Annotated in this window: 23 protein-coding genes; 12 read left to right on the forward strand and 11 right to left on the reverse strand. The window is 70.2% G+C overall.

Going from position 1 to position 23,079, the window contains the following annotated elements:
* Nucleotides 1-219: 219 nt before the first annotated feature.
* The gene (locus tag ACWICD_RS12910; protein ID WP_376128635.1) at nucleotides 220-1,323 is read left to right on the forward strand and encodes an ABC transporter ATP-binding protein; all 1,104 of its coding nucleotides are present in this window, start codon (nucleotides 220-222) and stop codon (nucleotides 1,321-1,323) included.
* A gap of 64 nt (nucleotides 1,324-1,387) precedes the next feature.
* Nucleotides 1,388-2,692, forward strand: a complete 1,305-nt coding sequence (locus ACWICD_RS12915) for a DUF4032 domain-containing protein (RefSeq protein WP_376128633.1) — start codon at nucleotides 1,388-1,390, stop codon at nucleotides 2,690-2,692.
* Nucleotides 2,693-2,704: 12 nt separating this feature from the next.
* Here ACWICD_RS12915 and ACWICD_RS12920 read toward each other — a convergent pair whose 3' ends face one another.
* From ACWICD_RS12920 to cysS, 3 genes are read right to left on the reverse strand one after another with little or no spacing between them, the layout of a single operon-like run.
* A complete protein-coding gene (locus ACWICD_RS12920) occupies nucleotides 2,705-3,346 on the reverse strand; it encodes an NAD(P)-dependent oxidoreductase (RefSeq protein WP_376128631.1) in 642 nt (213 codons plus the stop codon).
* A 5-nt stretch (nucleotides 3,347-3,351) separates the two neighbouring features.
* Nucleotides 3,352-4,341 (reverse strand): 23S rRNA (guanosine(2251)-2'-O)-methyltransferase RlmB, encoded by a 990-nt coding sequence (gene rlmB, locus ACWICD_RS12925; RefSeq protein WP_376128629.1) that lies wholly within the window; start codon nucleotides 4,339-4,341, stop codon nucleotides 3,352-3,354.
* Nucleotides 4,341-5,777, reverse strand: coding sequence for a cysteine--tRNA ligase (gene cysS / locus ACWICD_RS12930; RefSeq protein WP_454140407.1), 1,437 nt, complete (start codon nucleotides 5,775-5,777; stop codon nucleotides 4,341-4,343). The genes rlmB and cysS overlap by 1 nt, the downstream gene beginning before the upstream one ends.
* An 80-nt stretch (nucleotides 5,778-5,857) precedes the next feature.
* Here cysS and ACWICD_RS12935 point away from each other — a divergent pair, with 80 nt between their 5' ends.
* The gene (locus ACWICD_RS12935) at nucleotides 5,858-6,784 is read left to right on the forward strand and encodes a DMT family transporter (RefSeq protein WP_454140408.1); all 927 of its coding nucleotides are present in this window, start codon (nucleotides 5,858-5,860) and stop codon (nucleotides 6,782-6,784) included.
* A gap of 6 nt (nucleotides 6,785-6,790) precedes the next feature.
* Here the strand turns inward: ACWICD_RS12935 and ispD are convergent, their stop codons facing one another.
* Both ispD and ACWICD_RS12945 read right to left on the reverse strand, forming a co-directional pair.
* The gene (gene ispD / locus ACWICD_RS12940; protein ID WP_454140409.1) at nucleotides 6,791-7,978 is read right to left on the reverse strand and encodes a 2-C-methyl-D-erythritol 4-phosphate cytidylyltransferase; all 1,188 of its coding nucleotides are present in this window, start codon (nucleotides 7,976-7,978) and stop codon (nucleotides 6,791-6,793) included.
* Nucleotides 7,979-8,004: 26 nt separating this feature from the next.
* On the reverse strand, nucleotides 8,005-8,487 hold the full coding sequence (locus ACWICD_RS12945; protein WP_376128621.1) for a CarD family transcriptional regulator: 483 nt from the start codon (nucleotides 8,485-8,487) through the stop codon (nucleotides 8,005-8,007).
* A 131-nt stretch (nucleotides 8,488-8,618) separates the two neighbouring features.
* Between ACWICD_RS12945 and ACWICD_RS12950 the strand changes: the two genes are divergently transcribed.
* Nucleotides 8,619-9,122 carry a DNA modification methylase gene (locus tag ACWICD_RS12950; protein WP_376128619.1) on the forward strand — a complete coding sequence of 168 codons (504 nt, stop codon included), beginning with the start codon at nucleotides 8,619-8,621 and terminating at the stop codon, nucleotides 9,120-9,122.
* 12 nt (nucleotides 9,123-9,134) lie between these two features.
* On the opposite strand, the gene ACWICD_RS12955 is transcribed toward ACWICD_RS12950, so the two are convergent.
* Nucleotides 9,135-9,818 carry a response regulator gene (locus ACWICD_RS12955; protein ID WP_376128617.1) on the reverse strand — a complete coding sequence of 228 codons (684 nt, stop codon included), beginning with the start codon at nucleotides 9,816-9,818 and terminating at the stop codon, nucleotides 9,135-9,137.
* Nucleotides 9,815-11,026: a sensor histidine kinase gene (locus ACWICD_RS12960; RefSeq protein ID WP_376128615.1), complete on the reverse strand. Its 1,212-nt coding sequence runs from the start codon at nucleotides 11,024-11,026 to the stop codon at nucleotides 9,815-9,817. The genes ACWICD_RS12955 and ACWICD_RS12960 overlap by 4 nt, the downstream gene beginning before the upstream one ends.
* Nucleotides 11,027-11,211: 185 nt before the next feature.
* On the opposite strand from ACWICD_RS12960, the gene phoU reads away from it, so the two are divergent.
* Nucleotides 11,212-11,904: a phosphate signaling complex protein PhoU gene (gene phoU, locus ACWICD_RS12965; RefSeq protein ID WP_376128613.1), complete on the forward strand. Its 693-nt coding sequence runs from the start codon at nucleotides 11,212-11,214 to the stop codon at nucleotides 11,902-11,904.
* Between the two features lies 1 nt (nucleotide 11,905).
* Here phoU and ACWICD_RS12970 read toward each other — a convergent pair whose 3' ends face one another.
* A complete protein-coding gene (locus ACWICD_RS12970) occupies nucleotides 11,906-12,655 on the reverse strand; it encodes a phosphoglyceromutase (protein WP_376128611.1) in 750 nt (249 codons plus the stop codon).
* Between the two features lie 40 nt (nucleotides 12,656-12,695).
* On the opposite strand from ACWICD_RS12970, the gene ACWICD_RS12975 reads away from it, so the two are divergent.
* Nucleotides 12,696-13,526 (forward strand): class I SAM-dependent methyltransferase, encoded by an 831-nt coding sequence (locus ACWICD_RS12975; protein WP_376128609.1) that lies wholly within the window; start codon nucleotides 12,696-12,698, stop codon nucleotides 13,524-13,526.
* Nucleotides 13,527-13,539: 13 nt separating this feature from the next.
* On the opposite strand, the gene ygfZ is transcribed toward ACWICD_RS12975, so the two are convergent.
* The 3 genes from ygfZ to ACWICD_RS12990 form a co-directional block, all read right to left on the reverse strand.
* Nucleotides 13,540-14,652, reverse strand: a complete 1,113-nt coding sequence (gene ygfZ, locus ACWICD_RS12980) for a CAF17-like 4Fe-4S cluster assembly/insertion protein YgfZ (protein ID WP_454140410.1) — start codon at nucleotides 14,650-14,652, stop codon at nucleotides 13,540-13,542.
* Nucleotides 14,652-15,257, reverse strand: a complete 606-nt coding sequence (locus ACWICD_RS12985) for an FABP family protein (protein WP_454140411.1) — start codon at nucleotides 15,255-15,257, stop codon at nucleotides 14,652-14,654. Before ACWICD_RS12985 ends, ygfZ begins: the two co-directional genes overlap by 1 nt.
* Nucleotides 15,258-15,391: 134 nt before the next feature.
* Nucleotides 15,392-15,682: a hypothetical protein gene (locus ACWICD_RS12990; protein WP_376128603.1), complete on the reverse strand. Its 291-nt coding sequence runs from the start codon at nucleotides 15,680-15,682 to the stop codon at nucleotides 15,392-15,394.
* A gap of 101 nt (nucleotides 15,683-15,783) precedes the next feature.
* Here ACWICD_RS12990 and ACWICD_RS12995 point away from each other — a divergent pair, with 101 nt between their 5' ends.
* The 6 genes from ACWICD_RS12995 to pstA all read left to right on the forward strand — a co-directional run bounded on the left by ACWICD_RS12995 (nucleotide 15,784) and on the right by pstA (nucleotide 23,069).
* On the forward strand, nucleotides 15,784-16,500 hold the full coding sequence (locus ACWICD_RS12995; protein ID WP_376128601.1) for a response regulator transcription factor: 717 nt from the start codon (nucleotides 15,784-15,786) through the stop codon (nucleotides 16,498-16,500).
* A gap of 42 nt (nucleotides 16,501-16,542) precedes the next feature.
* Nucleotides 16,543-18,708: an RNA degradosome polyphosphate kinase gene (locus ACWICD_RS13000; protein ID WP_454140412.1), complete on the forward strand. Its 2,166-nt coding sequence runs from the start codon at nucleotides 16,543-16,545 to the stop codon at nucleotides 18,706-18,708.
* Complete coding sequence (locus tag ACWICD_RS13005; protein WP_454140413.1) at nucleotides 18,705-19,643, forward strand: NUDIX hydrolase; 939 nt, start codon at nucleotides 18,705-18,707, stop codon at nucleotides 19,641-19,643. Before ACWICD_RS13000 ends, ACWICD_RS13005 begins: the two co-directional genes overlap by 4 nt.
* A gap of 141 nt (nucleotides 19,644-19,784) precedes the next feature.
* Nucleotides 19,785-20,894, forward strand: a complete 1,110-nt coding sequence (locus tag ACWICD_RS13010; protein ID WP_454140414.1) for a phosphate ABC transporter substrate-binding protein PstS — start codon at nucleotides 19,785-19,787, stop codon at nucleotides 20,892-20,894.
* 115 nt (nucleotides 20,895-21,009) lie between these two features.
* The gene (pstC, locus tag ACWICD_RS13015; RefSeq protein WP_454140415.1) at nucleotides 21,010-21,972 is read left to right on the forward strand and encodes a phosphate ABC transporter permease subunit PstC; all 963 of its coding nucleotides are present in this window, start codon (nucleotides 21,010-21,012) and stop codon (nucleotides 21,970-21,972) included.
* Nucleotides 21,973-21,983: 11 nt separating this feature from the next.
* Nucleotides 21,984-23,069 (forward strand): phosphate ABC transporter permease PstA, encoded by a 1,086-nt coding sequence (gene pstA / locus ACWICD_RS13020; protein ID WP_454140421.1) that lies wholly within the window; start codon nucleotides 21,984-21,986, stop codon nucleotides 23,067-23,069.
* The last annotated feature ends 10 nt before the right edge of the window (nucleotides 23,070-23,079 follow it).

A 23,079-nucleotide genomic window follows, 5' to 3' on the forward strand; every position in this document is an offset into this window, starting at 1 on the left:
CGGTATCGGCGGGGGCGCGCCGCGAGAAGGACGGGGGGCTTCACCACGATCGGGCCGAGGACGATGCTAACCAGCCACCCTGGGAAATGACCAGAAGCGGGCTCGGCAGACCCCGTGGCATACTGGCCGTGCGCCCATAGGCGGGCGCGCGGGATAGCTCCCGCTCATCCATCACTACGGATCGTCCGGCACGTACCTGCCGGTGAAGGAGAAGAAAGCATGGCGTCCGTCACGTTCGACAACGCAACCCGCCTGTATCCCGGGGGCACGCGCCCCGCCGTGGACAAGCTCAACCTCGAGGTCGCCGACGGTGAATTCCTCGTCCTGGTCGGTCCATCCGGCTGCGGAAAGTCCACCTCGCTGCGCATGCTCGCGGGCCTCGAAGAGGTCAACTCGGGTCGCATCCTGATCGGCGACCGCGACGTCACCGATGTTCCGCCGAAAGACCGTGACATCGCGATGGTCTTCCAGAACTACGCGCTGTACCCGCACATGACCGTCGCCGAGAACATGGGCTTCGCGCTCAAGATCGCCGGCATCGGCAAGGAGGAGCGCGCGACCCGCGTGCTCGAGGCCGCGAAGCTGCTCGACCTCGAGGAGTACCTGACCCGCAAGCCGAAGGCCCTCTCGGGCGGTCAGCGTCAGCGTGTCGCCATGGGCCGTGCCATCGTGCGTCAGCCCCAGGTCTTCCTCATGGACGAGCCGCTGTCGAACCTCGACGCGAAGCTGCGCGTGCAGACGCGCACGCAGATCGCGTCGCTGCAGCGCCGACTGGGCGTCACGACCGTCTACGTCACGCACGACCAGACCGAGGCCCTCACGATGGGCGACCGCATCGCGGTCCTCAAAGACGGCCTGCTGCAGCAGGTCGGCAGCCCGCGCGACCTGTACGAGCGCCCGAACAACGTCTTCGTCGCCGGCTTCATCGGCTCGCCCGCGATGAACCTGTTCCCCTCCGACCTCGCCGAGGGCGGCGTGCAGTTCGGCACCGAGGTCGTGCCGCTGGACCGCGACACCGTCGGCCGCGCGCACGGCAGCCAGGTCATGGTCGGCGTGCGCCCCGAGGACATCGAGGTCGGACCCGCCGACGGTCGTGGCCTCAGCGTCGTCGTCGACCTCGTCGAAGAACTCGGCGCCGACGGCTACCTCTACGGCCACGCCGAGATCGCCGGCACGCGCACCGACATCGTCGCGCGCGTCGACGGGCGCAACCACCCCGACGCGGGCGAGACGGTGACGCTCGCGGCCAAGCCCGGCCACGTGCACGCGTTCGACCTCGAGACGGGCGACCGTCTCAACGACACGGTGACCGCCTCGATCTGACATTCCACGGCAAAGGCGCGGGCGGTCACAGCGACCCCCGCGCCTTCGCTTACTCGGAGGACCTGTGCCCGACGCCCTCAGCATCACCGCGAGCTCGGTCGACCCGGCCCTGCTCGAACTGCCCTGGGCCACCCCGCTCGCGGACTGGCCCTCGAGCGCCATCGTGTCGCTGCCCAAGGGCCTCTCGCGTCACCTCGTGCGGTTCTCGAGCCTGTCCGGCCGTGTCGTCGCCGTCAAGGAGACGACCGAGGAGATGGCTCGGCGCGAGTACGACATGCTCGGCAACCTCGCGCGGCTCGATGTGCCGTGCGTCACGCGCGTCGCCGTCATCGCGGGCCGGTCGACTCCCGCGGGCTCGCCCCTGCCGGCGGCCCTCGTCACGGCGCACTTGCGGTTCTCACTGCCTTATCGCGCGCTCTTCACGCAGGTGCTGCGCCCCGACACCGCGACCCGCCTCGTCGACGCGCTGGCGGCGCTGCTCGTGCAGCTGCACAACGTCGGCTTCTTCTGGGGCGACGTCTCGCTGTCGAACACGCTGTTCCGCCGCGACGCCGGGGAGTTCGCGGCGTACCTCGTCGACGCCGAGACGGGCGAGCTGCATGAGAGCGGACTGACGCGCGGACAGCGGGAACACGATCTCGACGTCGCGCGCACCAACATCGCGGGCGAGATCATGGACCTCGAGGCCGGCGGCCGTCTCGAGGGCGGCGTCGACGCCGTCGCGATCGCCGACGGCATCGTGAGCTCGTACCGGGCGCTGTGGAACGCCCTGACCGAAGCCGAGACGTTCCGCGCCGACGAGGCCTGGCGGATCACGGAGCGCGTGCGACGGCTCAACGATCTCGGCTTCGACATCGGCGAGATGTCGATCGAGGCGACGAGCGACGGCACGCGGGTATCGATCAGACCGAAGGTCGTGGATGCCGGACACCACCAGCGCCGCCTGCTCCGGCTGACCGGGCTCGACGTCGAAGAGAACCAGGCGCGGCGCCTGCTCAACGACCTCGACGAGTTCAGCGCCCGCATCTCGCGGCTCGGCGCCGATGAGGAGATGGTCGCCCACGAATGGCTCACGCGCGTCTTCGAACCGGTCGTCAAGGCGATCCCGTGGGACCTGCGCGCCAAGCTCGAGCCCGCCGAGGTGTTCCACCAGGTGCTCGAGCACCGCTGGTACATGTCGCAGGCGCAGGATCGGTCGACGCCGCTCGCCGAAGTGCTCGCGAGCTACATCGACACCGTGCTGCGCCACCGCCGCGACGAGGCGACCGTCATGGGCCCGCCGACCGAGACGATGGCGATCCCCGTCATCACGGCCGCGATCCCGCTCGACACCGGAGACGACGGGGTCGACTGGCGCGACCTCGTCTGACGTCCGGCGCGGTCAGTAACCCACCGTGAAGCGCTCACGGCGGTGCTTCGGGTTCTCGATCTCGTCGAGCACGGCCACGCCGAAGTCGGCGCCCGAGATGAAGGACTCCCCCGCGGCATCCGTCACGAGGACGTCACCGCCGTCGCGGTACTCACCCGTCCGCTCGCCCGGAGCCCACGACCCGAAACCGCCGGCGGGATGCACGTAGAACCAGTCGCGCGACGCGGGCGTGGTCTGCAGGTCCTCGAGCACGCCGATCGCCTCGAGCGCCTCGGGCTTGTACTCCTCGGTGAACGAGGGCTGGTCGACGAGCCGCTCGCCACCGGGGGCGATGAGGCTGCCGCCGGCACCGCCGACGACACCCACCCGCACCTCATCGGGAAGATCGGCGACCAGCTGCGCCATCGCCGGACGCACGTTGCCGAGCATGTCGCCGCGGGCGGCGACGGCCGAGACGACGACGTCGACGCCCTGGATCTCGGTGATGAGCGTCGGCACATCGAGCAGGGTGCCCTCGATGTAGGTGGCGCCGTCGACGCGGTCGGACGGAATCGTGCGGGCGACCGATACGACCGTGTGCCCGCGGCGCACGGCCTCGGCGACGATGTTGCTGCCGGCGTAGCCGGTCCCCCCGATGACGGCGATGCGAGCCATGCAGATCAGTCCTTTCCTGCGGCGCGCAGCGTCGCGATCTGGTACAGCGCGACCGAGGCCGCGATGCCGGCGTTGAGTGATTCGGTCGCCCCCGAGATCGGGATCGACACGACCTGGTCGCACGTCTCGGTGACCAGGCGCGACAGTCCCTTGCCCTCGGAGCCGACGACGACCACGACGGGCCGGTCGGCGAGCTCCAGCGCGGGCAGCGAGACGTCGCCGCCGCCGTCGAGGCCGAGCACGAACACACCCTGCTTCTTGAAGTCCTTGAGGGTCGTCGTGAGGTTCGGGGCGAGCGCGACGGGGATGCGCGCGGCGGCGCCGGCACTCGTCTTCCACGCGGCGGAGTTCACGCTCGCCGAGCGACGCTGCGGCAGGATGATCCCCTGCCCGCCGAATGCCGCCGTCGAGCGGATGATGGCGCCCAGGTTGCGCGGATCGGTGATGCCGTCCAGTGCGACGAACAGCGGCACCGCGCCGGTGTCGATGACGTTCTCGAGCAGGTCCTGCGGGTGCGCGTACTCGTACGGCGGCACCTTGAGGGCGACGCCCTGGTGCACACCGTCGAAGCCCGCCATGCGGTCGAGCTCGGGACGCATGACCTCGAGGATCGGGATCTCGCGATGCGTCGCGATCGAGAGCATCTCCTTGACGCGGTCGTCCATCTCGACGCGCTGCGCGATATACAGGGTCGTCGCGGGGATCTTGGCGCGCAGCGCCTCGAGCACCGAGTTACGGCCGGTCACCGTCTCGGTGTCATCGGCCGACTTCGACCGCGACGTGCGGTTCGTGCTGCTCGTGCGCGGCTTGGGCTTGCCGCCCGCCGCTGCCAGCCGCTCGGCCGCGGCCTTGCGCTTGCCCGCGGGATGCCACGCGCGTTCTTCGGCTTTGGGTGTCGGTCCGCGACCCTCGAGGGAGCGCTTGTTCTTGCCGCCCGTGCCCTTCGTGGGGCCCTTGCCGCCCTTGCTCGCGCCGGGGCGCCCTGGCTTGGCCATCAGTTCTCCTTCTCGGGCGCGCGCTCGATGCTCCAGCGCGTGCCCTGCTGTGTGTCTTCGAGGGCGATGCCCGCCGCCGCGATCGCGTCGCGGATGCGGTCGGCCGCCGCCCAGTCCTTCGCCGCACGAGCATCCTCGCGCTGCGTGATCATCGTCTGCACGAGGGCGTCGAGCGCCGCCGTCTCCGCCGTCGTGCCGGTGTCGCGCCACTGCGGGTCGAGTGGATCGAGCCCGAGGACCCCGACCATCCGGCTCACGTCCGTCGACGCGCGTGCTGCCGCGGTGCGGTCGCCGGCGTCGAGCGCCGCGTTCCCGGCGCGCACGGTCTCATGCACGACGGCGAGCGCCTGCGGCAGGCCCAGGTCGTCGTCGAGCGCGTCGGCGAAGGCCTGCGGCACGTCTGCCGCGGCGGTCCCGTCGTCTGCCGCCCCGAGCACGCGCTCGGCGCGTTCGAGGAACGTGCGGATGCGATCGAGCGCCGCGTCGGCCTCGTCGAAGGATGCCTCCGTGACGCTGAGCGTCGAACGGTAGTGCGCCGCGGCGAGCGCGTAGCGCACGACGAGCGGGTCGCGATCGCGCAGCAGGTCGTCGGCGAGCACGAAATTGCCGAGCGATTTCGACATCTTCTGGTCGCCGACGGTCACGAGGCCGTTGTGCACCCAGTACCGCGCGAACGCGTCGCCCGTCGCGGTCGACTGCGCGAGCTCGTTCTCGTGGTGCGGGAAGCGCAGATCGAGCCCGCCGCCGTGGATGTCGAACGACGGTCCGAGGTAGCGGCGCGACATCGCCGAGCACTCGATGTGCCAGCCGGGGCGTCCGGGGCCCCACGGCGAATCCCACGTCGCCGACGCGGGCTCGTCGGGCTTGCCGCCCTTCCAGAGGGCGAAGTCGCGCGGGTCGCGCTTGCCGCGCGGATCCGCGTCGGTCGCCGGCTCCATCGCATCGAGCGACTGGTTCGTCAGGGCGCCGTACTCGGGCCACGAGCGCACGTCGAAGTAGACGTCGCCTGCCGCTGCGGCATCCGTCGACGCGTACGCGTGCCCCGCCGCGATGAGGCGCTCGATCAGCTCGGTCATCTGCGGAATGGATGCCGTGGCCCGCGGCTCGTACGTCGGCGGCAGGATGCCGATGGCCGTGTAGGCACGCGTGAACGCGAGCTCCATGCGGTACGCCAGCGCCCACCACGGCTCGTCGGGCGACGCATTCGCGAGCACCTTGTCGTCGATGTCGGTGACGTTGCGCACGAACGTGACGCGTCCGTACCGGTGCGCCAGCCAGCGCCGCAGCAGGTCGAAGCTCAGCGCCCCGCGCAGATGGCCGATGTGCGGGCCCGACTGCACCGTCGGACCGCAGACGTACATCGTGACGTTCCCCGGGTCCTCGGGGGTGAAGTCACGCAGCGTTCGTGCGCGCGTGTCGTAGAGCCGGATCGTCACTGCGCCAGCCTACCGGCCGCGCCGCAGAGGCTCGGGGCAGCGCGGCGAGACCGGGCGCCGGGAACCGATAGAACTAGAGAGTGCATGTCCTCGCCGTCCTCGCCGCCGCCGTCCTGTTCGGCACGATCGGAACGGCGAAAGCCCTCGGTCCCGAGGGCGCGACGGCGCTCTCGGTCGGCATGGTCCGGATGGTGCTCGGCGGCATCGTGCTCGCCGTCGTCGCCTTCTCGCTCGCGGTGCGGCACGCGCGCCGCGATCCGCTCGCCGCACGGCCCCGGCTCGGAGTGCGCCCGCTCCTGCTCATGGTGCTCACGGGCGCCTGCCTCACGGTCTTCCAGCCGCTGGTGTTCCTGGGCATGGAGCGCAACGGCGTCGCGGTGGGCACCGTCGTCGCCCTCGGGGCGGCGCCCATCCTCGCCGGTCTGATCGAATGGGCCATGACCCGGCGCCGGCCCACCGCGACGTGGCTCACCGCGACGGCCGTGGCGACGGTCGGCGTCGTGCTGCTCGGCTTCGGCGGCGACGCACGCAGCGACGGCGGCACCGACCCGATCGGCCTTCTGGGCTCGCTCGGCGCCGCCGCGGCGTTCGCCGTCATCGCCAACGCGCAGCGTCGACTCCTCGACCAGGGGTGGGACCCCTCCACGGTCGTCGGCTCGATGGGCGCGAGCGGCGCCGTCCTGAGCGCCGCGGTGCTGCCTTTCGTGAGCCTGACGTGGCTCGGTTCCGCGGCGGGCTGGGCTCTCGCCCTCTGGCTCGGGATCGCCACGATCGGCGTCGCCTACACGCTGTTCACGTGGGGGCTGAGCGGGCTCACGGCGGCGACCGCGGCGACGCTCACCCTCGCCGAGCCCCTGACCGCCAGCATCCTCGGGATCGTCGTGCTGGGCGAACGGCTCTCGCCCCTCGCGGTCGGGGGGCTGGTCGTGCTGGGGTTCGGTCTCGCGCTGCTCGCGTGGGGTTCGCGCTCGCCGCGCGACGTGCGTCCGTTCGCCGTCGAAGGCTGACGCGGCTCACACCGGAACGACGAGCGCGACGGCGAACGCCGCGACGCCGTCGCCGGCACCGGTGAAGCCGAGTCCGTCGGTCGTCGTGGCGGCGACCGAGACGGGTGCCCCGCCCAGCGCCGCCGACAGCACCGCTTCGGATTCGGCGCGTCGGGCCGCGAAGCGCGGACGGTTGGCCTGCAGCTGCACCGAGACGTTGCCGATCCGCCAGCCCGCCTGCTCGAGCAGGTCGCGCGTGCGGGCCAGGAAGACGTCGGCGTGGGCTCCGGCATACTCCGGATGCGACGTGCCGAAGTGCGTCCCGATGTCGCCCAGCCCCGCGGCCGACAGCAGCGCGTCGACGATCGCGTGCGCCGCGGCGTCTCCGTCGGAGTGCCCCGAGAGTGCGCGTTCCCCCGGCCACTGAAGCCCCGCTAGCCAGAGCGAGCCCTCCCCGCCGTAGCCGTGCACGTCGGTTCCGATCCCGACGCGTGGCATCGCGACGGTGCGCCCGGCCGGAGGCGGCGGCGTGACGAGTGCGCGCGCGCGGTCGAGGTCGGCGGGCGTGGTGATCTTGAACGCGATGTCCTCGCCCGCGACCGCGGCGATGCGGTGTCCTGCGGCGGCGAAGAGCGCGGCGTCGTCGGTGAAGTGCTCGGATGCTGCCGCGTAGACGGCGTCGAGCAGGTCGCGCCGGAATCCCTGCGGCGTCTGCGCCGCGCCGAGCTGCGACCGGTCGACGGCCGCGACGATCTCGTCGCCCGCGACGCGCTTGATGGTGTCGACGACCGCGAGCACGGGGATGGCGGCCTCGGCGCCGCCGTCGATCGCCGCGACGACGCGTTCGAAGACCGCGGGCGGGGTGAGCGCGCGGGCCGCGTCGTGCACGAGGACGATCTCGACGTCGGCCCAGACGGCCGCGAGGCCGGCCGCGACGGAGGCCTGGCGCGTCTCACCGCCCGTCACGACCGAGACGAGGTCGCGCGCGTCGTCGAACGCGGCGCGGGCGTCGGTGAGCGCCTCGCCCTCGCGACCGGACGGTGCGACGACGACGATCTGGGCGCCCGCGAGGCCGGCGACCCGGTCGAGCGCATGCCGCAGGATCGTGTGCTCGTCGAGACCGACGAAAGCCTTCGGCGCCGAGGCACCCAGTCGCGAGCCGGAACCGGCCGCGACGACGACGACCGCGACGCGGGGGACGGGCGTGATGTTCACGCCGTCACGCTACCGGAGACGAGTCGTCAGGAGGCGAGGACCTCGTCGAGACGGACTCCGGCCTTCTCTTCGTCGGTCTTCTCGGCGAGCGCGAGCTCGGAGACGAGGATCTGCTTCGCCTTGGCGAGCATGCGCTTCTCGCCCGCGGAGAGTCCGCGGTCCTGGTCGCGGCGCCACAGGTCGCGGACGACCTCGCTCACCTTGATGACATCGCCCGAAGCGAGCTTCTCGAGGTTCGCCTTGTAGCGACGAGACCAGTTCGTGGGCTCTTCCGTGAACGGAGCGCGCAGCACTTCGAAGACCTGCTCGAGGCCTTCCTGACCGATGACGTCACGCACACCCACGAGGTCGACGTTCTCAGCGGGGACCTCGATGATCAGGTCGCCCTGTGTGACATTGAGCTTCAGGTACTTCTTCGCTTCACCCTTGATCACGCGTTCCTTGACCTCGATGATCTTCGCGGCCCCGTGGTGCGGGTAGACAACCGTCTCGCCAACCTCAAAAAGCATGCAGTTATGTCCTTTCGGCAACCTCTATGATATCACAGCCCGACATACGCTAAGGTTCTCCGTCCGCGATGCCGCACACTGCTCGATCGAGGCGCCGATGCGCGCGGCCGCTACCCCATAGGATGGGACGGATGCCGTCATCCACTCTGGGAGGATCCGTGAAATCGCGCCTCATCGCGTCGCTCGCCGTGGGCGCCGCCGTCGTCCTCGGAACCACCGGGTGCACCTTCATCACGCCGCAGTCGTCGACGATCACCTACGCTGCGGCGGAGGGCATCAACGTCTACGAGATGGGTGTCCTCGAGGTGCGCAACGCCTTCATCGTCGCCAATGACGAGGGTGACCTCGGCAACCTCGTCGCCGCCGTGATCAACACGAGCGACGAGATGCAGACACTCAACCTCTCGATCGGCGAGGGCGACTCGATCGACCTTTCGATCCGGGTGCCCGCGGGTGAGACCCTCAGCTTCGGCACCGACGACCTCGAGCCGATCGAGCTCGACGGCATCGAGATGGTGCCGGGCACCGACGTGCCCGCGCAGTTCTCGACCGATGGCGCCGAGAGCCACATCACGGTCCTTCCCGTGCTCGACGGCCGCCTGGACTACCTCACGGCGCTCGTTCCCCGCGACTGATCCGCGCGGGGCTCAGGCCTCGAAGCGATAGCCGAGGCCGCGCACCGTCACGAGCATGCGCGGGCTGCTCGGGCTCTCTTCGATGCGCGAGCGGATGCGCTTGATGTGCACGTCGAGCGTCTTGGTGTCTCCGAAGTAGTCGCTCCCCCACACGCGGTCGATCAGCTGACCGCGCGTCAGGACGCGTCCCGCGTTGCGCATGAGCACCTCGAGCAGTTCGAACTCCTTGAGCGGCATCGCGATCTCGGCGCCGCCCACCGCGACCGTGTGCCGGTCGATGTCCAGCACGACCCGTCCGGCCTCGAGCACGCGCTCGTCGAGGTCGGCGTCGGCCTGCGCGAGACGCCGCAGCACGGCCCGCATGCGGGCGAGGAGCTCGCGCGACGAGTAGGGCTTCGTGACGTAGTCGTCGGCGCCGAGCTCGAGTCCCACGACGATGTCGACCTCGGAGTCCTTGGCCGTCACCATGATGATGGGCACGCTCGAGGTGGTCCTGATCTGGCGGCACACCTCGGTTCCCGGCATGCCGGGCAGCATCAGATCGAGCAGCACGATGTCGGCGCCGCGCTCACGGAACGCCTCGAGGGCGGCCGGGCCGTCCTCGGCGATCTCGGCCTCGTACCCTTCCCGGCGCAGCAGATAGGCCAGGGGGTCGGCGAGATCGGGCTCGTCCTCGACGATCAAGACGCGGGTCATGCGGACTCTCCGTTCTGCGACGACGTCTCGATGAGGACGTCTCGCGGGTGGCTCTTCTTGCGCCGGGGGCGCGGCGGGTCGGCCGGCGGCGCGGCGAGGGGAAGCCGGACGGTGAACGTCGACCCCCGCCCGGGTCGCGACCACAGGCGCACCTCGCCGCCGTGCCGCTGCACGGCATGCTTGACGATCGACAGGCCGAGCCCCGTGCCGCCGGTCCGGCGGGCCCGAGCGGGGTCGGCGCGGTAGAACCGCTCGAACAGGCGGTCCTGCTCTCCCTCGGGGATCCCCACGCCACGATCGGTCACGGCGACCTCGACGACGTCGTCGGCGACCTTCACTCCGACGCCGACCTTCGACCCGCTCGGCGAGTAGGCGATGGCGTTGGCGAGCAGGTTGCCGACGGCTTCGGCGAGGATCTGGGCGTCGCCGCGCACGTGCGCTCCGCGCTCGCCGCCTCGCACGATCTCGATCCCCGCGGCATCCGCCTGGATCAGGTGCGCGTCCACCGCCGAGGCGATGATCTCGTCGATCGAGATGATGCGGTCCTCGGTCAGCTCATCCGTGGACTGCAGCCGGGACAGGCTCATGATGCGGGCCGTCAGCTGACCGAGACGCGTGGCCTCGGCGGTCAGCCGGCTCGCGAAATGACGCACCTGGGCGGGGTCGTCGGCGGCGGACTCGATGGCCTCGGAGAGCAGACTCACGGCGCCCACGGGCGTCTTCAGCTCGTGGCTCGTGTTGGCGACGAAGTCACGGCGCATCTGCTCGATGCGCTCGCGCTCGGTGATGTCGCGCAGCACGACGAAGGTCAGCTGCGCGGCGACGCGTGTCGCCCGGGCGGCGACGAGACGCGGTTCGAGGTAGGCCGCTCCGCGCCGCAGACGCAGGTTCTCGGTCGCCGGCAGGTCGGTGTCGCGCGCGCGACGGACCAGGTCGCGCAGCTCCTCGGACGGCAGCACGCTCCCCTCGAGCAGCCCGAACGCCGAAGCGGCCGCGGACGCCGCGGTGACCGTGCCCGAGCCGTCGACGACGACGGCGGCATCGTCCATCCCGTGCAGCACTTCGCGCATGCCGCCCGGCAGGCCGGCCGACCGCTGCACGCGGGCGCGGTCGCGGGCACGCAGGGCACCGACGACGACGATGGAAATGACGCCGCCGATGACGACTCCCGCGAAGAGGGCGAGCAGCGCCAGCTGCGTGCGATCCATGCCTCCACAGTACGGCCCGGGCGGGTGCCGTCCGCCCGTTCCGCGACCATCACGCCGTACGACGGGTACTATTCACCGGGTCGGCACCGATCGTTAACCTTTCCCGATGACAATCTTCCGGGATCGTCGTTGTGCCGCCGTGGACGAGCCGGAAGCGGCCGCCACGATCAAGAGAGGGTGCTGTCATGCGCGGAGTGTTCCACCAGTCACTCGAGGACGTCCAAGGACGCCTCGTCGAGATCGCCGACCTCGTCACGGTCGCGATCGACAAGGCCACACGGGCGTTCGGCACGAGCGATGTCGCGCTGGCCGAAGAGGTCATCGACGCGGACTTCATCATCGATGAGAAGGCCCTCGAGCTCGATGAGCTCGCCATCGAGATCCTCGCGCGTCAGCAGCCGGTCGCCGGCGACCTGCGCATCGTGGTCGGCGCCCTGCGGATGAGCGCGTCCCTCGAGCGGATGGGCGACATCGCCGAGCACATCGCGCAGCTGACGCGCATGCGCTTCCCCGAGCGGGCGATCCCCAAGGGCCTCAAGGGCACGTTCCTGCGCATGGGCGAGTTCGATGTCGCGGCCGCGCGCCACCTCACGGATCTGCTGCGCACGCAGGACCTCGCGATCATCGAGGACATCCGCAACGTCGACGACGAGGTGGACGAGCTGCACGCATCGGTGTTCGAGAAGGTGCTGAGCGACACGTGGAAGGGCGAGGCCGCGGCCACGGTCGACGCGACGCTCGCGAGCCGCTACCACGAGCGATTCGCCGACCACGCCGTCTCGGTCGCGAAGAAGGTCGCCTACCTGTCGACGGGCGACTGGACGGCGCCCACCGATGCCCTCGACATCGTCGCCGCCGCGGCCGACCCCGAGCTGTAGGTCAGCCCTTCCCCTGTGAGGCGACGGCCGCAGCCCCCGCGGCGGCCGCCTCGGGGTCGAGGTACTCCGCCGCGCCGATCGGCTCGAGGTTCTCGTCGAGCCGGTACACGAGCGGGATGCCGGTGGGGATGTTCAGCGTCGCGATGTCGTCGTCGCTGATGCCGTCGAGGTGCTTGACGAGGCCGCGCAGCGAGTTGCCGTGCGCCGTGACGAGCACCGTCTTGCCGGCCTCGAGGTCGGGCACGATCTCGTCGTGCCAGTACGGCAGCATGCGGTCGATGACGATCTTGAGCGATTCGGTGCGCGGCACGTCGCCGTCGATGTCGGCGTAGCGGGGGTCGCCGGCCTGGCTCCATTCGCTGTCGTCGGCGAGGTCGGGCGGCGGCACGTCGAACGAGCGACGCCAGAGCATGAACTGCTCCTGCCCGAACTCGTCGAGCGTCTCGGCCTTGTCCTTGCCCTGCAGCGCGCCGTAGTGGCGCTCGTTGAGACGCCACGAGCGCTTCACGGGGATCCACAGCCGGTCGGCGGAGTCCAGCGCGATGTTCGCGGTCTGGATCGCGCGGCTCAGCACCGAGGTGTGCAGCACGTCGGGCAGGAGCCCCGCTTCGGCGATCAGTTCGCCGCCGCGCAGGGCCTCCGCCCTGCCCCGCTCGGTGAGGCGGACGTCGACCCAGCCGGTGAAGAGGTTCAGCTCGTTCCACTCGCTCTGGCCGTGACGGAGCAGGATCAGCGTGTAGGGCGCACTCATGCTGACAGCTTATCGAGGGCCCGGCTGGGATGATGGAGTCATGCCGTCCGTTCGCCGCCCCGTCGGGCAGGCCACGCGTGGCACGACGGGCACGAACCGGCTGCGGCGCGTCGATCGCTGGATCGCGCGGCATCCCGCACTGCGCCGGGCCGAGGATCCGCTCGTCGTCGATCTCGGCTTCGGCGCGAGCGGCGTCACGGCGTTCGAGCTGGCCGCCCGGCTCACCCGGACGCGCGCCGACGTCGAGGTGCGCGGCCTCGAGATCGATGCGGAGCGCGTCGCCCGTGCCGAGGAGCAGCTCGCCGAGGTGCGCGCGGGGCGCTCGTCGTTCCCTCGCGATGCGCGCGTGTCGTTCAGTCGGGGCGGATTCGAGGTTCCGCTGCCGCACGCTCGGCACGCGGCCGTGATCCGGGCGATGAACGTGCTGCGCCAGTACGACGAAGACGACGTCGCGGCGGCCTGGCGGTCGATGGCTGGCCGCCTCGCCCCCGACGGGCTGCTCGTCGAGGGCACGTGCGACGAGCTGGGGCGCGTGTGCACGTGGGTCGCGATCGATCCGGATGCCACGCCTCGCAGCCTGACGATCTCGCTGCGCCTAGCGGGGCTCGAGCGCCCCTCGATCGCCGCCGAGCGGCTGCCGAAGGCGCTCATCCACCGCAACGTCGCCGGCGAGCGGGTGCATGACCTGCTGCGCACCCTCGATGCCGAATGGGATCGCGCCGCCGCCGTCGCGCCCTTCGGCCCCGTGCACCGCTGGCGCACGGCTCTCGAGGCGATGGATGCCGCGGGCTGGCCGCTCGGCCCGCGCGGGAGGTGGTCCCTCGGCGAGGTGACCGTGCCGTGGAGCGCCGTCGAACCGGCGGCCGGCTGACCGGGCGTCTCAGTCAGGCGGGCGGGTCGACGACCTTGCGCCGCGACAGCCGCGTCAGGCGCGGCACGTTCGCCGCCGCCCCCGCCTCGGGCGGCACGATGAGCTCCTGCGCCGCCGCGACGGCTCCGTCGGCGGTCGCGACGCGCAGGTCGGCGTCGGCGGGCGTCGACCGGCGCACGACGGCGAGCGCGATGGGTCCTTCTTCGTGATGGAGGGCGGCCGAGGTCACGGCGCCCACGACGGTGTCGCCGGCCAGCACGTCGGCTCCCGGGGCGGGCAGCACGCTGTCGCTGCCGTCGAGCTGCAGCGCGACGAAGCGCCGCGGCGGGTGGCCCAGGTTGTGCACCTTCGCGACGGTCTCCTGGCCGCGGTAGCATCCCTTGCTCAGGTGCACGGCGGTGCGCAGCCAGTCCAGTTCGTGCGGGATCGTCCGCTCATCGGCATCCGATCGTCGCGGGCGCCACGCCGCGATGCGCAGGGCGTCGACCGCGTCCAGACCCGCGAGGGCGATCTCGCCGGTCTCGGCGGCACGGGCCACACGCGCGTCCTCTTCGCGCGACACGACGGCCTCGGACCAGTCGCGTTCTGCGCCGGGATGCGGATCGGCCAGCGCGTAGGCCCACCCGCCCGGGGCGACACCGGGCCACGGATCGTGCCACACGAGCGGCACACCGGCGGGCGCCGCGGCCGTGACGGCGTCGAGCGCGGCGCGGGTGCCCCCGACCACGGCGACCTCGTCGCTCGCGTCGCGCACCTCGACGCGCAGCCGGAACCGCATGCGCGACAGCCAGGCGAGCAGCCCCGCGGCATCCGCGCGATCGACGATGAGCCACGTCGTCTCGCCGTCGTCGATGACGGATGCCGCGTGCTCGACGCGCCCGTGGGGGTCGAGCACGAGCATCTCGGTGTTCTGCCCGGGGGCGAGGCGGGCGAGCGCCTGCGACGTGAGGGAGTCGAGCCACGAGAGCCGATCGACGCCGGCGACCGCCAGCACCGTCCGGTCGCCGAGCGGTGCGACGGCTCGGCCGGCAGCGAGGGCGCGCTGCTCGCCGAGCGGGTTGCCCAGGTGTCGCAGGCCCCTGTCGTCGACGACGGCGCCCGGAACAGCCGTGTACGCCTCGGACATCAGTCGGCCTTCGCGAGGCGCGCCGACGCGTGCGAGCCGAGGTCCTGTCCGAGCGCGGCGATGTCCCACGCCCAGAGCAGGTGCCCGTCGACCAGGCCGTACATGCGGGACGCCGCGGTGTACTGCTTCGCTCCGGCCGTGCGCACGACGGCATCGGTCGCGATGTCGATGCGCGGGCCGGTGATCCTGCCCAGGTACAGCTCGCTGATGCCGTCGGAGTGCACGAGAGCGACCTCGATCTCGAATCCCCCGTCGGCGATGCGCAGCGCCTCGATGTCGTCGACCGTCCGCACGACCCGCTCGGATGCCGCCGGCAGCAGCCCCGGCCCGGCATCGGCGTCCGTCGCCGGCAGCGCCAGGCGCCAGAAGCCCACCTCAGAGACGAGCGGCGACGGCGGGGCGCCCTCGTCCGTGTCGAGCCACGCGCTGGCGGAGTAGTTCAGATAGCCTCCGCCGTCGTGGCTGAAGCTGACGCGGTGCGTGAACTCGCCCGTCAGCCGCTGATCGCCGACGCTGTAGTCGATGACGCCGGTCCCCTCCCACACGCCGATGAGCCATGACAAGGGCACGAGCTCGGCGGGCAGGTCCGTGGGAAGCTCCAGCACGACGGCGACCTCAGCGCTGGCCGCGGTACAGGTTCTTGAGCACGACACCCGAGACGAAGACGATCGCGAGCGACGCGAGCCCCAGGAGCCCGACGAAGAAGAGTTCGAGCGCGAGAAGATCCATGCGTCACACTCTAGCCGGGAACGACCGTCGCCAGGCCGAAGCCGAGGCTGATGACGCCGAACACGACCAGAGCGCCGAGCGCACTCGCCGCGACGCGGCGCGTGAAGCCCTGGGAGCGGCCCGACACGAGCTGGATGCCGAAAGCCAGCACGAGGCATCCGCCCATCCCGACCGCGAGCCACGCGCCCCGCCAGTCGTCGCCCGTGAAGAGTCCGACGACGACGCCGATGACGGCGGCGACGACCCAGACCGCGACGATGCCGCCGACCGTGCGGCGCGGGGCGAGTTCGGGAGCGGACACCGTCCCATTGTCGCGCACGACGCGCATCCGGCGCACGGCCGAGTCGGAACAGGGCTCGACACGGGCGTACACTGATGCGCACGTCCGGAGGGAGGACGTTCGTGGCAGAGGTACTGGTTCTGAGCTCGACGCAGCCAGAAGATGCCGTCCTGCCCGCGCTCGAGCTGCTCAGTCACCGCGTCCGGCAGATCCCCGCCCAGCCGGCGCAGCTCGTCAATGCGCCCCGCGCCGATGTCATCTTCGTCGACGCGCGCGCCGACCTCGTCGCGGCGAAGTCGCTGTGCAAGATCCTCACGACGACGGGACTGGATGCGCCGCTCGTGCTCGTCGTGACAGAAGGGGGCCTCACGGCCGTCTCTGCGGACTGGGGCATCGACGACGTCATCATCACGACGGCGGGGCCCGCGGAGATCGACGCGCGCGTGCGTCTCGCGATCGGACGCGCGACGGCCGAGCATGCGCCCGCGCGCGTGCACACCTCCGGCATCACGATCGACGAATCGTCGTACTCCGCGAAGCTGCGCGGCAAGCCGCTCGACCTGACGTTCAAGGAGTTCCAGCTCCTGCACTTCTTCGCGACGCACCCGTCTCGCGTCTTCACGCGCGAGCAGCTGCTGAGCGAAGTGTGGGGCTACGACTACTTCGGCGGCACGCGCACGGTCGACGTGCACGTGCGGCGCCTGCGGGCCAAGCTCGGCGACCTCGAGCAGCTCATCGGCACCGTGCGCAACGTGGGCTACCGCTTCACCGTCGCCGAAGACGACCAGGTGCCCGCGGCACCCGAGCGGGCGCCGGCAGAGGAACGCGGCATCCGCTGAAACGCGTGCGCAGGCCGGGGGTCGCCCTGCAATGATGAAGGCATGATGCAACACGAGGCCCTGGACGCGGGGCTCGGAGACGCAGACGATGACGACTTCGACTTCCGCGAGACGTTCGACGCGCAGCTTCCCGACAACCGGTATCTCGATCGCGAGCTGAGCTGGCTCGCGTTCAACCAGCGTGTTCTGGAGCTGGCCGAGGATCCGACCCTGCCCGTGCTGGAACGCGCGAACTTCCTCGCCATCTTCGCGAGCAATCTCGACGAGTTCTTCATGGTGCGCGTCGCGGGTCTGAAGCGTCGCATCATCACGGGACTCGCCGTGCCCACGAATGTCGGCCGCGCACCGCAGGAGGTGCTCGCCGACATCTCGGAGGATGCCCACGCGCTGCAGCTGCGTCACGCCGAGGTCTGGGCGCGACTGGTCAAGCCCGCCCTGACCGACGCCGGCATCGAGATCGTCACGTGGGACGCCCTGGCCGAGGCGGACCGCGATCGGCTGTACGAGTACTTCCAGGAGCAGGTCTTCCCCGTCCTGATGCCGCTCGCCGTCGATCCGGCGCACCCGTTCCCCTACATCTCCGGGCTGAGCCTCAACCTCGCGATCCGCATCCGCAATGCCCGCACGGGGCGGCAGGAGTTCGCGCGCCTCAAAGTGCCGCCCATGCTCCCGCGCTTCGTCGAAGTGTCACGCGCCCGCGACCAGGTCGTCTACCTGCCGCTCGAAGTGCTCATCGCGCACCATCTCGAAGACCTCTTCCCGGGGATGGAGATCCTCGATCACCACGCGTTCCGCCTGACGCGCAACGAAGACGTCGTGATCGAAGAGGACGAGACCGAGAACCTCATCCAGGCGCTCGAGGCGGAACTTCTGCGCCGGCGCTTCGGCCCGCCCATCAGGCTCGAGATCACCGACGACATGGACGACGTGACGCTCGCGCTGCTGCTGGACGAGCTCGACATCACCGAGCAGGAGGTCTACCGCCTGCCCGGTCCGCTCGATCTGCGCGGGCTCTTCGCGCTGGGCGGCCTCGACCGTCCCGAGCTGCGCTATCCCCCGCACGTGCCCACGACGCCGATGGCCTTCCAGCCGGTCGAGCAGAACGGCAGGGCGGACATCTTCGCCGCGATCCGCAAGGCCGATGTGCTCGTGCACCATCCCTACGAGTCGTTCGCGACGAGCGTGCAGGCCTTCCTCGATCAGGCCGCGAAAGATCCGCACGTGCTCGCGATCAAACAGACGCTGTACCGCACATCGGGCGACAGCCCCATCGTGCAGGCGCTCATCGACGCCGCCGAGGCGGGCAAGCAGGTGCTCGCCCTCGTCGAGGTCAAGGCGCGTTTCGACGAGGCGAACAACATCGTGTGGGCGCGCAAGCTCGAGAAGGCCGGCGTGCACGTCGTCTACGGGCTCGTCGGTCTGAAGACGCACTGCAAGCTCATGCACGTCATCCGCGAGGAAGAGGGCCGCCTGCGCTCGTACTCGCACATCGGCACGGGCAACTACAACCCCAAGACGAGCCGGATCTACGAGGATTTCGGCCTGTTCACGTGCGACGAGCAGGTCGGTCGCGATCTCACGCGCCTGTTCAACGAACTGAGCGGCTACGCGATCGAGAAGAAGTTCAAGCGGCTCCTCGTCGCACCCTTGCACCTGCGCAAGGGGCTCCTGCGCCTCATCGACAAGGAGCGCCGCAACGCCGAGGCGGGCAAGCCCTCCGGCATCCGGATCAAAGTCAATTCGATGGTCGACGAGCAGATCATCGACGCCCTGTATCGCGCGAGCCAGGCGGGCGTGCCCATCGACGTGTGGGTGCGCGGGATCTGCTCGCTCAAGCCCGGCGTCGCGGGCATGAGCGAGAACATCACGGTGCGCAGCATCCTGGGCCGGTATCTCGAGCACTCGCGGATCTTCGCGTTCCATAGCAACGGCGACCCGCAGGTGTACATCGGCAGCGCCGACATGATGCACCGCAATCTCGATCGGCGCGTCGAGGCGCTCGTGCGCGTCGCGGCACCCGCGCACATCGAGGAGCTGACCGACCTGTTCGACCTCGCGATGGCCGACACGACGAGCTCGTGGCACCTCGGTGCGGACGGCGTGTGGACCCGCCACCACCTCGGCGAAGACGGCGCACCCCTGGTCGATCTGCAGGACAAGACCATGAGCACGGTGCAGCGCCGGCGCCGGGCGCGCGTGGTCCGATGACGCCCACCGCGGTGTACGCGGCCGGAGGCGTCGTGTGGCGGCTCGTCGACGGCAAGCTCAAGGTGCTCCTCGTCGCGCGTACGCGCTACCGCGACTTCAGCCTGCCCAAGGGCAAGGTGGATCCCGGTGAGATGCTCGCCGAGACGGCCGCGCGGGAGATCTTCGAAGAGACCGGCATCCGCGTCGTGCTCGGCATGCCTGTCGGCGTCTCGAGCTATCGCCTGCCCAACAAGCGCCGCAAGATCGTGCACTACTGGGCGGCCGAGGCGACGGACGCGGCGATCCGGACCTCGGCCTTCGTGCCGAACAAGGAGATCGCCGGTCTCGAGTGGATCTCGCCCGCGAAGGCCCTCAAGCGCCTCAGCTATCCCGTCGACGTCGAGATCGTCGAGAACTTCATCCGGCTCGTCGAAGAAGGCGTCCTGCGCACCTTTCCGCTCATCGTGCTGCGGCACGCCAAAGCGCTCTCGCGCGACGAGTGGGACGGCGAGGACACGGATCGCCCGCTCTCCGCACGCGGCAAGAAGCAGGCCAAGGCCCTCGTCGGTCCGCTGCGGGCGTTCGGGCCGCGCAGGATCGTGTCGAGCCCGGCCGTGCGGTGCGTCTCGACGGTCGCTCCCCTCGCCAAGGCGCTCGATCGCGACGTCAGAACGTCGGATCTTCTGAGTCAGGATGCGTGGGAGAAGGGCGACTCCGACGCGCGGACGATCGTCGGTCAGCGTGTGCGGTCGCGCAAGCCCGCCGTCCTGTGCAGCCACGGTCCCGTGCTGCCCGAGATCCTGAGCGAGATGGCCCTCGCGACGGGAACCCTGCGGGGGTCGTACCTCGGGAGTGCCTCCGCGCTCGATCCCGGCGCGTTCTCGGTCGTGCACCTGCCGCTGGAGAACCCGGGATCGGGCATCGTCGCGATCGAGACGCACGAGCCGAAAGCCTGAAGCCCGTTCACCTGCTGTTCACCTTCTGAGCGGACTCTCTTAAGAGTCCACTCCTACGTTCAGTGCGTGCCCCGCACCGGGCACACACCCGAAGCCCCTCATCACGGGCATCCATCTCTGAACACGTGAAGGATTCACACAGTGAAGATCTCCCGCATCGCCCAGGTGGGCGCTGTCGCCGCAGTCGCGGCCCTCGCCCTCACCGGCTGCGCAGCAAACGAGCCCGCCACCGGCGGTGACTCGACCGCGTCCGAGGGCGGCTCGTCGCTCACCGGCACGCTGAACGCCACGGGCGCTTCGTCGCAGGATGCCGCAGAGCAGGCCTGGATCGCCTCGTTCCAGACGGCGAACTCCGACGTCACCATCAACTACCAGGCCACGGGTTCGGGCGTCGGCCGCGACAACTTCCTCGAGGGTGCGAGCGATTTCATCGGCTCGGACCGCGCATACAACGACGATGAGATCTCTGCGGGCGGATGGGCCGGCAACGGCACCTGCACGACGGACGACATCGTCGAGGTCCCCGTCTACATCTCCCCCGTCGCCATCATCTTCAACCTCGATGGCGTCGATTCGCTCAACATGACCCCCGAGGTCATGGGCGGCATCTTCAACGAGCAGATCACGAACTGGAACGACCCGGAGATCGCGGCGGACAACCCCGACGTCGAGCTGCCGGACCTGGCGATCTCGCCCGTCCACCGTTCGGACCCGTCGGGCACGAGCGAGACGTTCACGTCCTACCTCGAGGCCGTCGCGCCCGACGCGTGGCCGCACGAGGCGTCGGACGAATGGCCGCTCAACTCGGGCGAGGCCGCTCAGGGCACGTCGGGCGTCGTCGCCGCCGTCACGAACGGAAACGGCACGATCGGCTACGCCGACGCATCGCAGGCGGACGGTCTCGGCACGATCGCCGTCGGCGTGTCGGGCGAGTTCGTCCCGTACTCGTCGGAGGCCGCTGCCGCGCTCGTCGACTCCTCGCCTCTCGCGGAGGGTCGCGGAGACGGTGACCTCGTCTTCGAGGTCGACCCCGCCACGGCGCCGGCAGGTTCCTACCCGATCGCGCTCGTGAGCTACCTGATCGCGTGCCAGTCGTACGACGACGCGGCCACGGCCGACCTCGTCCGGGAGTACTTCACGTTCGTCACGAGCGCTGAGGGCCAGGACATCGCCGCGGATGCCGCGGGGTCCGCTCCGATCTCCGACTCGCTGCGCGACCGGCTGACCGCCGCGATCGACCTGATCGGCTGACCACAACTGCACACCGCAACGATGCCCCAGTCGCCGTCATACGGCGGCTGGGGCATCGCCTGGGTCGGCCCCGACCCGACCATCCCCCGACAGCCCGTTGCGCGATGAGGAGACGATGACCACCGCAACCAAACCCCCAGCCACCCGGACGGGCACGCCGCGCCCCCGGCGCAGGCTGGGCGACGCCGTCTTCTCCGGGACCGCACTCGGCGCCGGCATCATCATCCTGGCCGTGCTCGCCGCGGTCACGGTCTTCCTGTTCATCCAGAGCCTCCCGGCCCTGACCGAGGATCCCGCGGAGAACTCGATCCTGCGTGGCCGGAGCTTCGTGGAGTACGTCGCTCCGCTCGTCTTCGGAACCCTGTGGTCGTCCGTTCTCGCGCTGATCTTCGCCGCCCCGGTCGCGATCGGCATCGCGCTGTTCATCTCGCACTACGCGCCGCGTCGCATCGCGTCGGTGCTGGGATACATCATCGACCTTCTCGCCGCGATCCCCTCGGTCGTGTTCGGCCTGTGGGGAGCACTCACCTTCTCGGGGTTCATCCAGCCCTTCTACGTCTGGCTCAACGCCAACCTCGGCTGGATCCCGCTGTTCAGCGGCCAGGCGTCGGCGACCGGACGAACGATCCTGACCGCCGCGCTGGTCCTCGCGGTCATGATCCTCCCGATCATGACCGCGATCTGCCGCGAAGTCTTCCTGCAGACGCCGAAGCTCCACGAAGAGGCCGCGCTGGCGCTCGGGTCGACGCGCTGGGAGATGATCCGCATGGCCGTCTTCCCGTTCGCACGCGGCGGCATGGTCTCGGCCGCCATGCTCGCGCTCGGGCGCGCACTCGGCGAGACGATGGCCGTCACGATGGTCCTCTCGGCGTCCGGCGTCATCAGCTTCGAACTGCTCACCGCGACGAACCCGACGCCGATCCCCGCGAACATCGCGCTGAAGTTCCCCGAAGCGCACGGCACGGGCGTGAGCGCCCTCATCGCCACGGGTCTCGTGCTGTTCATCGTCACGTTCGCCGTCAACGCCGCCGCGCGCTGGATCGTCAGCCGCCGGGCCGAGTTCTCAGGAGCGAACTGATGGCCGCGCCCATGACCACCGTCCGTGCGACGGCACCCGCGACGATCAACACGCTGACCGCCGGTCAGCTCCCCAAGTGGCTGCCGTGGACGGCACTGGCCGTCACGATGGCACTGTCGTTCGTCTTCTTCGCCATCCTGAACATCGGCGAGGACGTCGGCGACTTCAACATCGCCGCGGCGCTCTTCGTCGGCTTCGTCCTGTTCGCGATCATCGTCATCGTGATGTCGAGCATCGTCGAAAGCCGCCGCCGCGCCGTCGACCGGCTCGCGACCATCCTGGTGAGCCTGGCCTTCGCGATCGCGCTCATCCCCCTCATCTCGCTGCTGTTCACGGTCGTCGTCAACGGCATCCAGCGCTTCGATCCCACGTTCTTCTCCTGGACGATGCGCAACGTCGTCGGTGAAGGCGGCGGCGGCCTGCACGCGATCTGGGGCACGCTCCTGGTCACGCTCGCCGCGACCGTCATCTCGGTGCCGATCGGTCTGCTCACCTCGATCTATCTCGTCGAGTACGGCCGAGGCCGGCTCGCGAAGGCCATCACGTTCTTCGTCGATGTGATGACCGGCATCCCGTCGATCGTCGCGGGCCTGTTCATCGTCGCGCTGTTCACGCTGATCATCGGCCCCGGACGCTACATGGGCATCATGGGCGCCCTGTCGCTGACGGTGCTCATGATCCCCGTCGTCGTGCGCTCGAGCGAGGAGATGCTGCGCCTCGTGCCCAACGAGCTGCGGGAGGCGAGCTACGCCCTGGGCGTGCCGAAGTGGCTGACGATCGCCAAGGTCGTGCTGCCGACGGCGATCGCGGGGATCACGACGGGCATCATGCTCTCGATCGCGCGAGTCATCGGCGAGACCGCCCCGCTTCTGCTGACCGCCGGGTTCACCAACTCGCTGAACCTCAACCTGGTCGATCAGCCCATGATGACGCTGCCGGTCTTCGTCTACTCGCAGTTCTCCAACCCCGGCACCAATATCGACGCGGCCCTCGGGCGCGCGTGGGCGGGAGCTCTGACGCTCATCATCATCGTCATGGTGCTCAACCTGCTCGCGCGACTCATCGCCAAGCGGTTCGCCCCCAAGTTCGGCCGCTGAGCGGCATCCC

Source organism: Microbacterium sp. NPDC055357 (genome assembly GCF_053644835.1).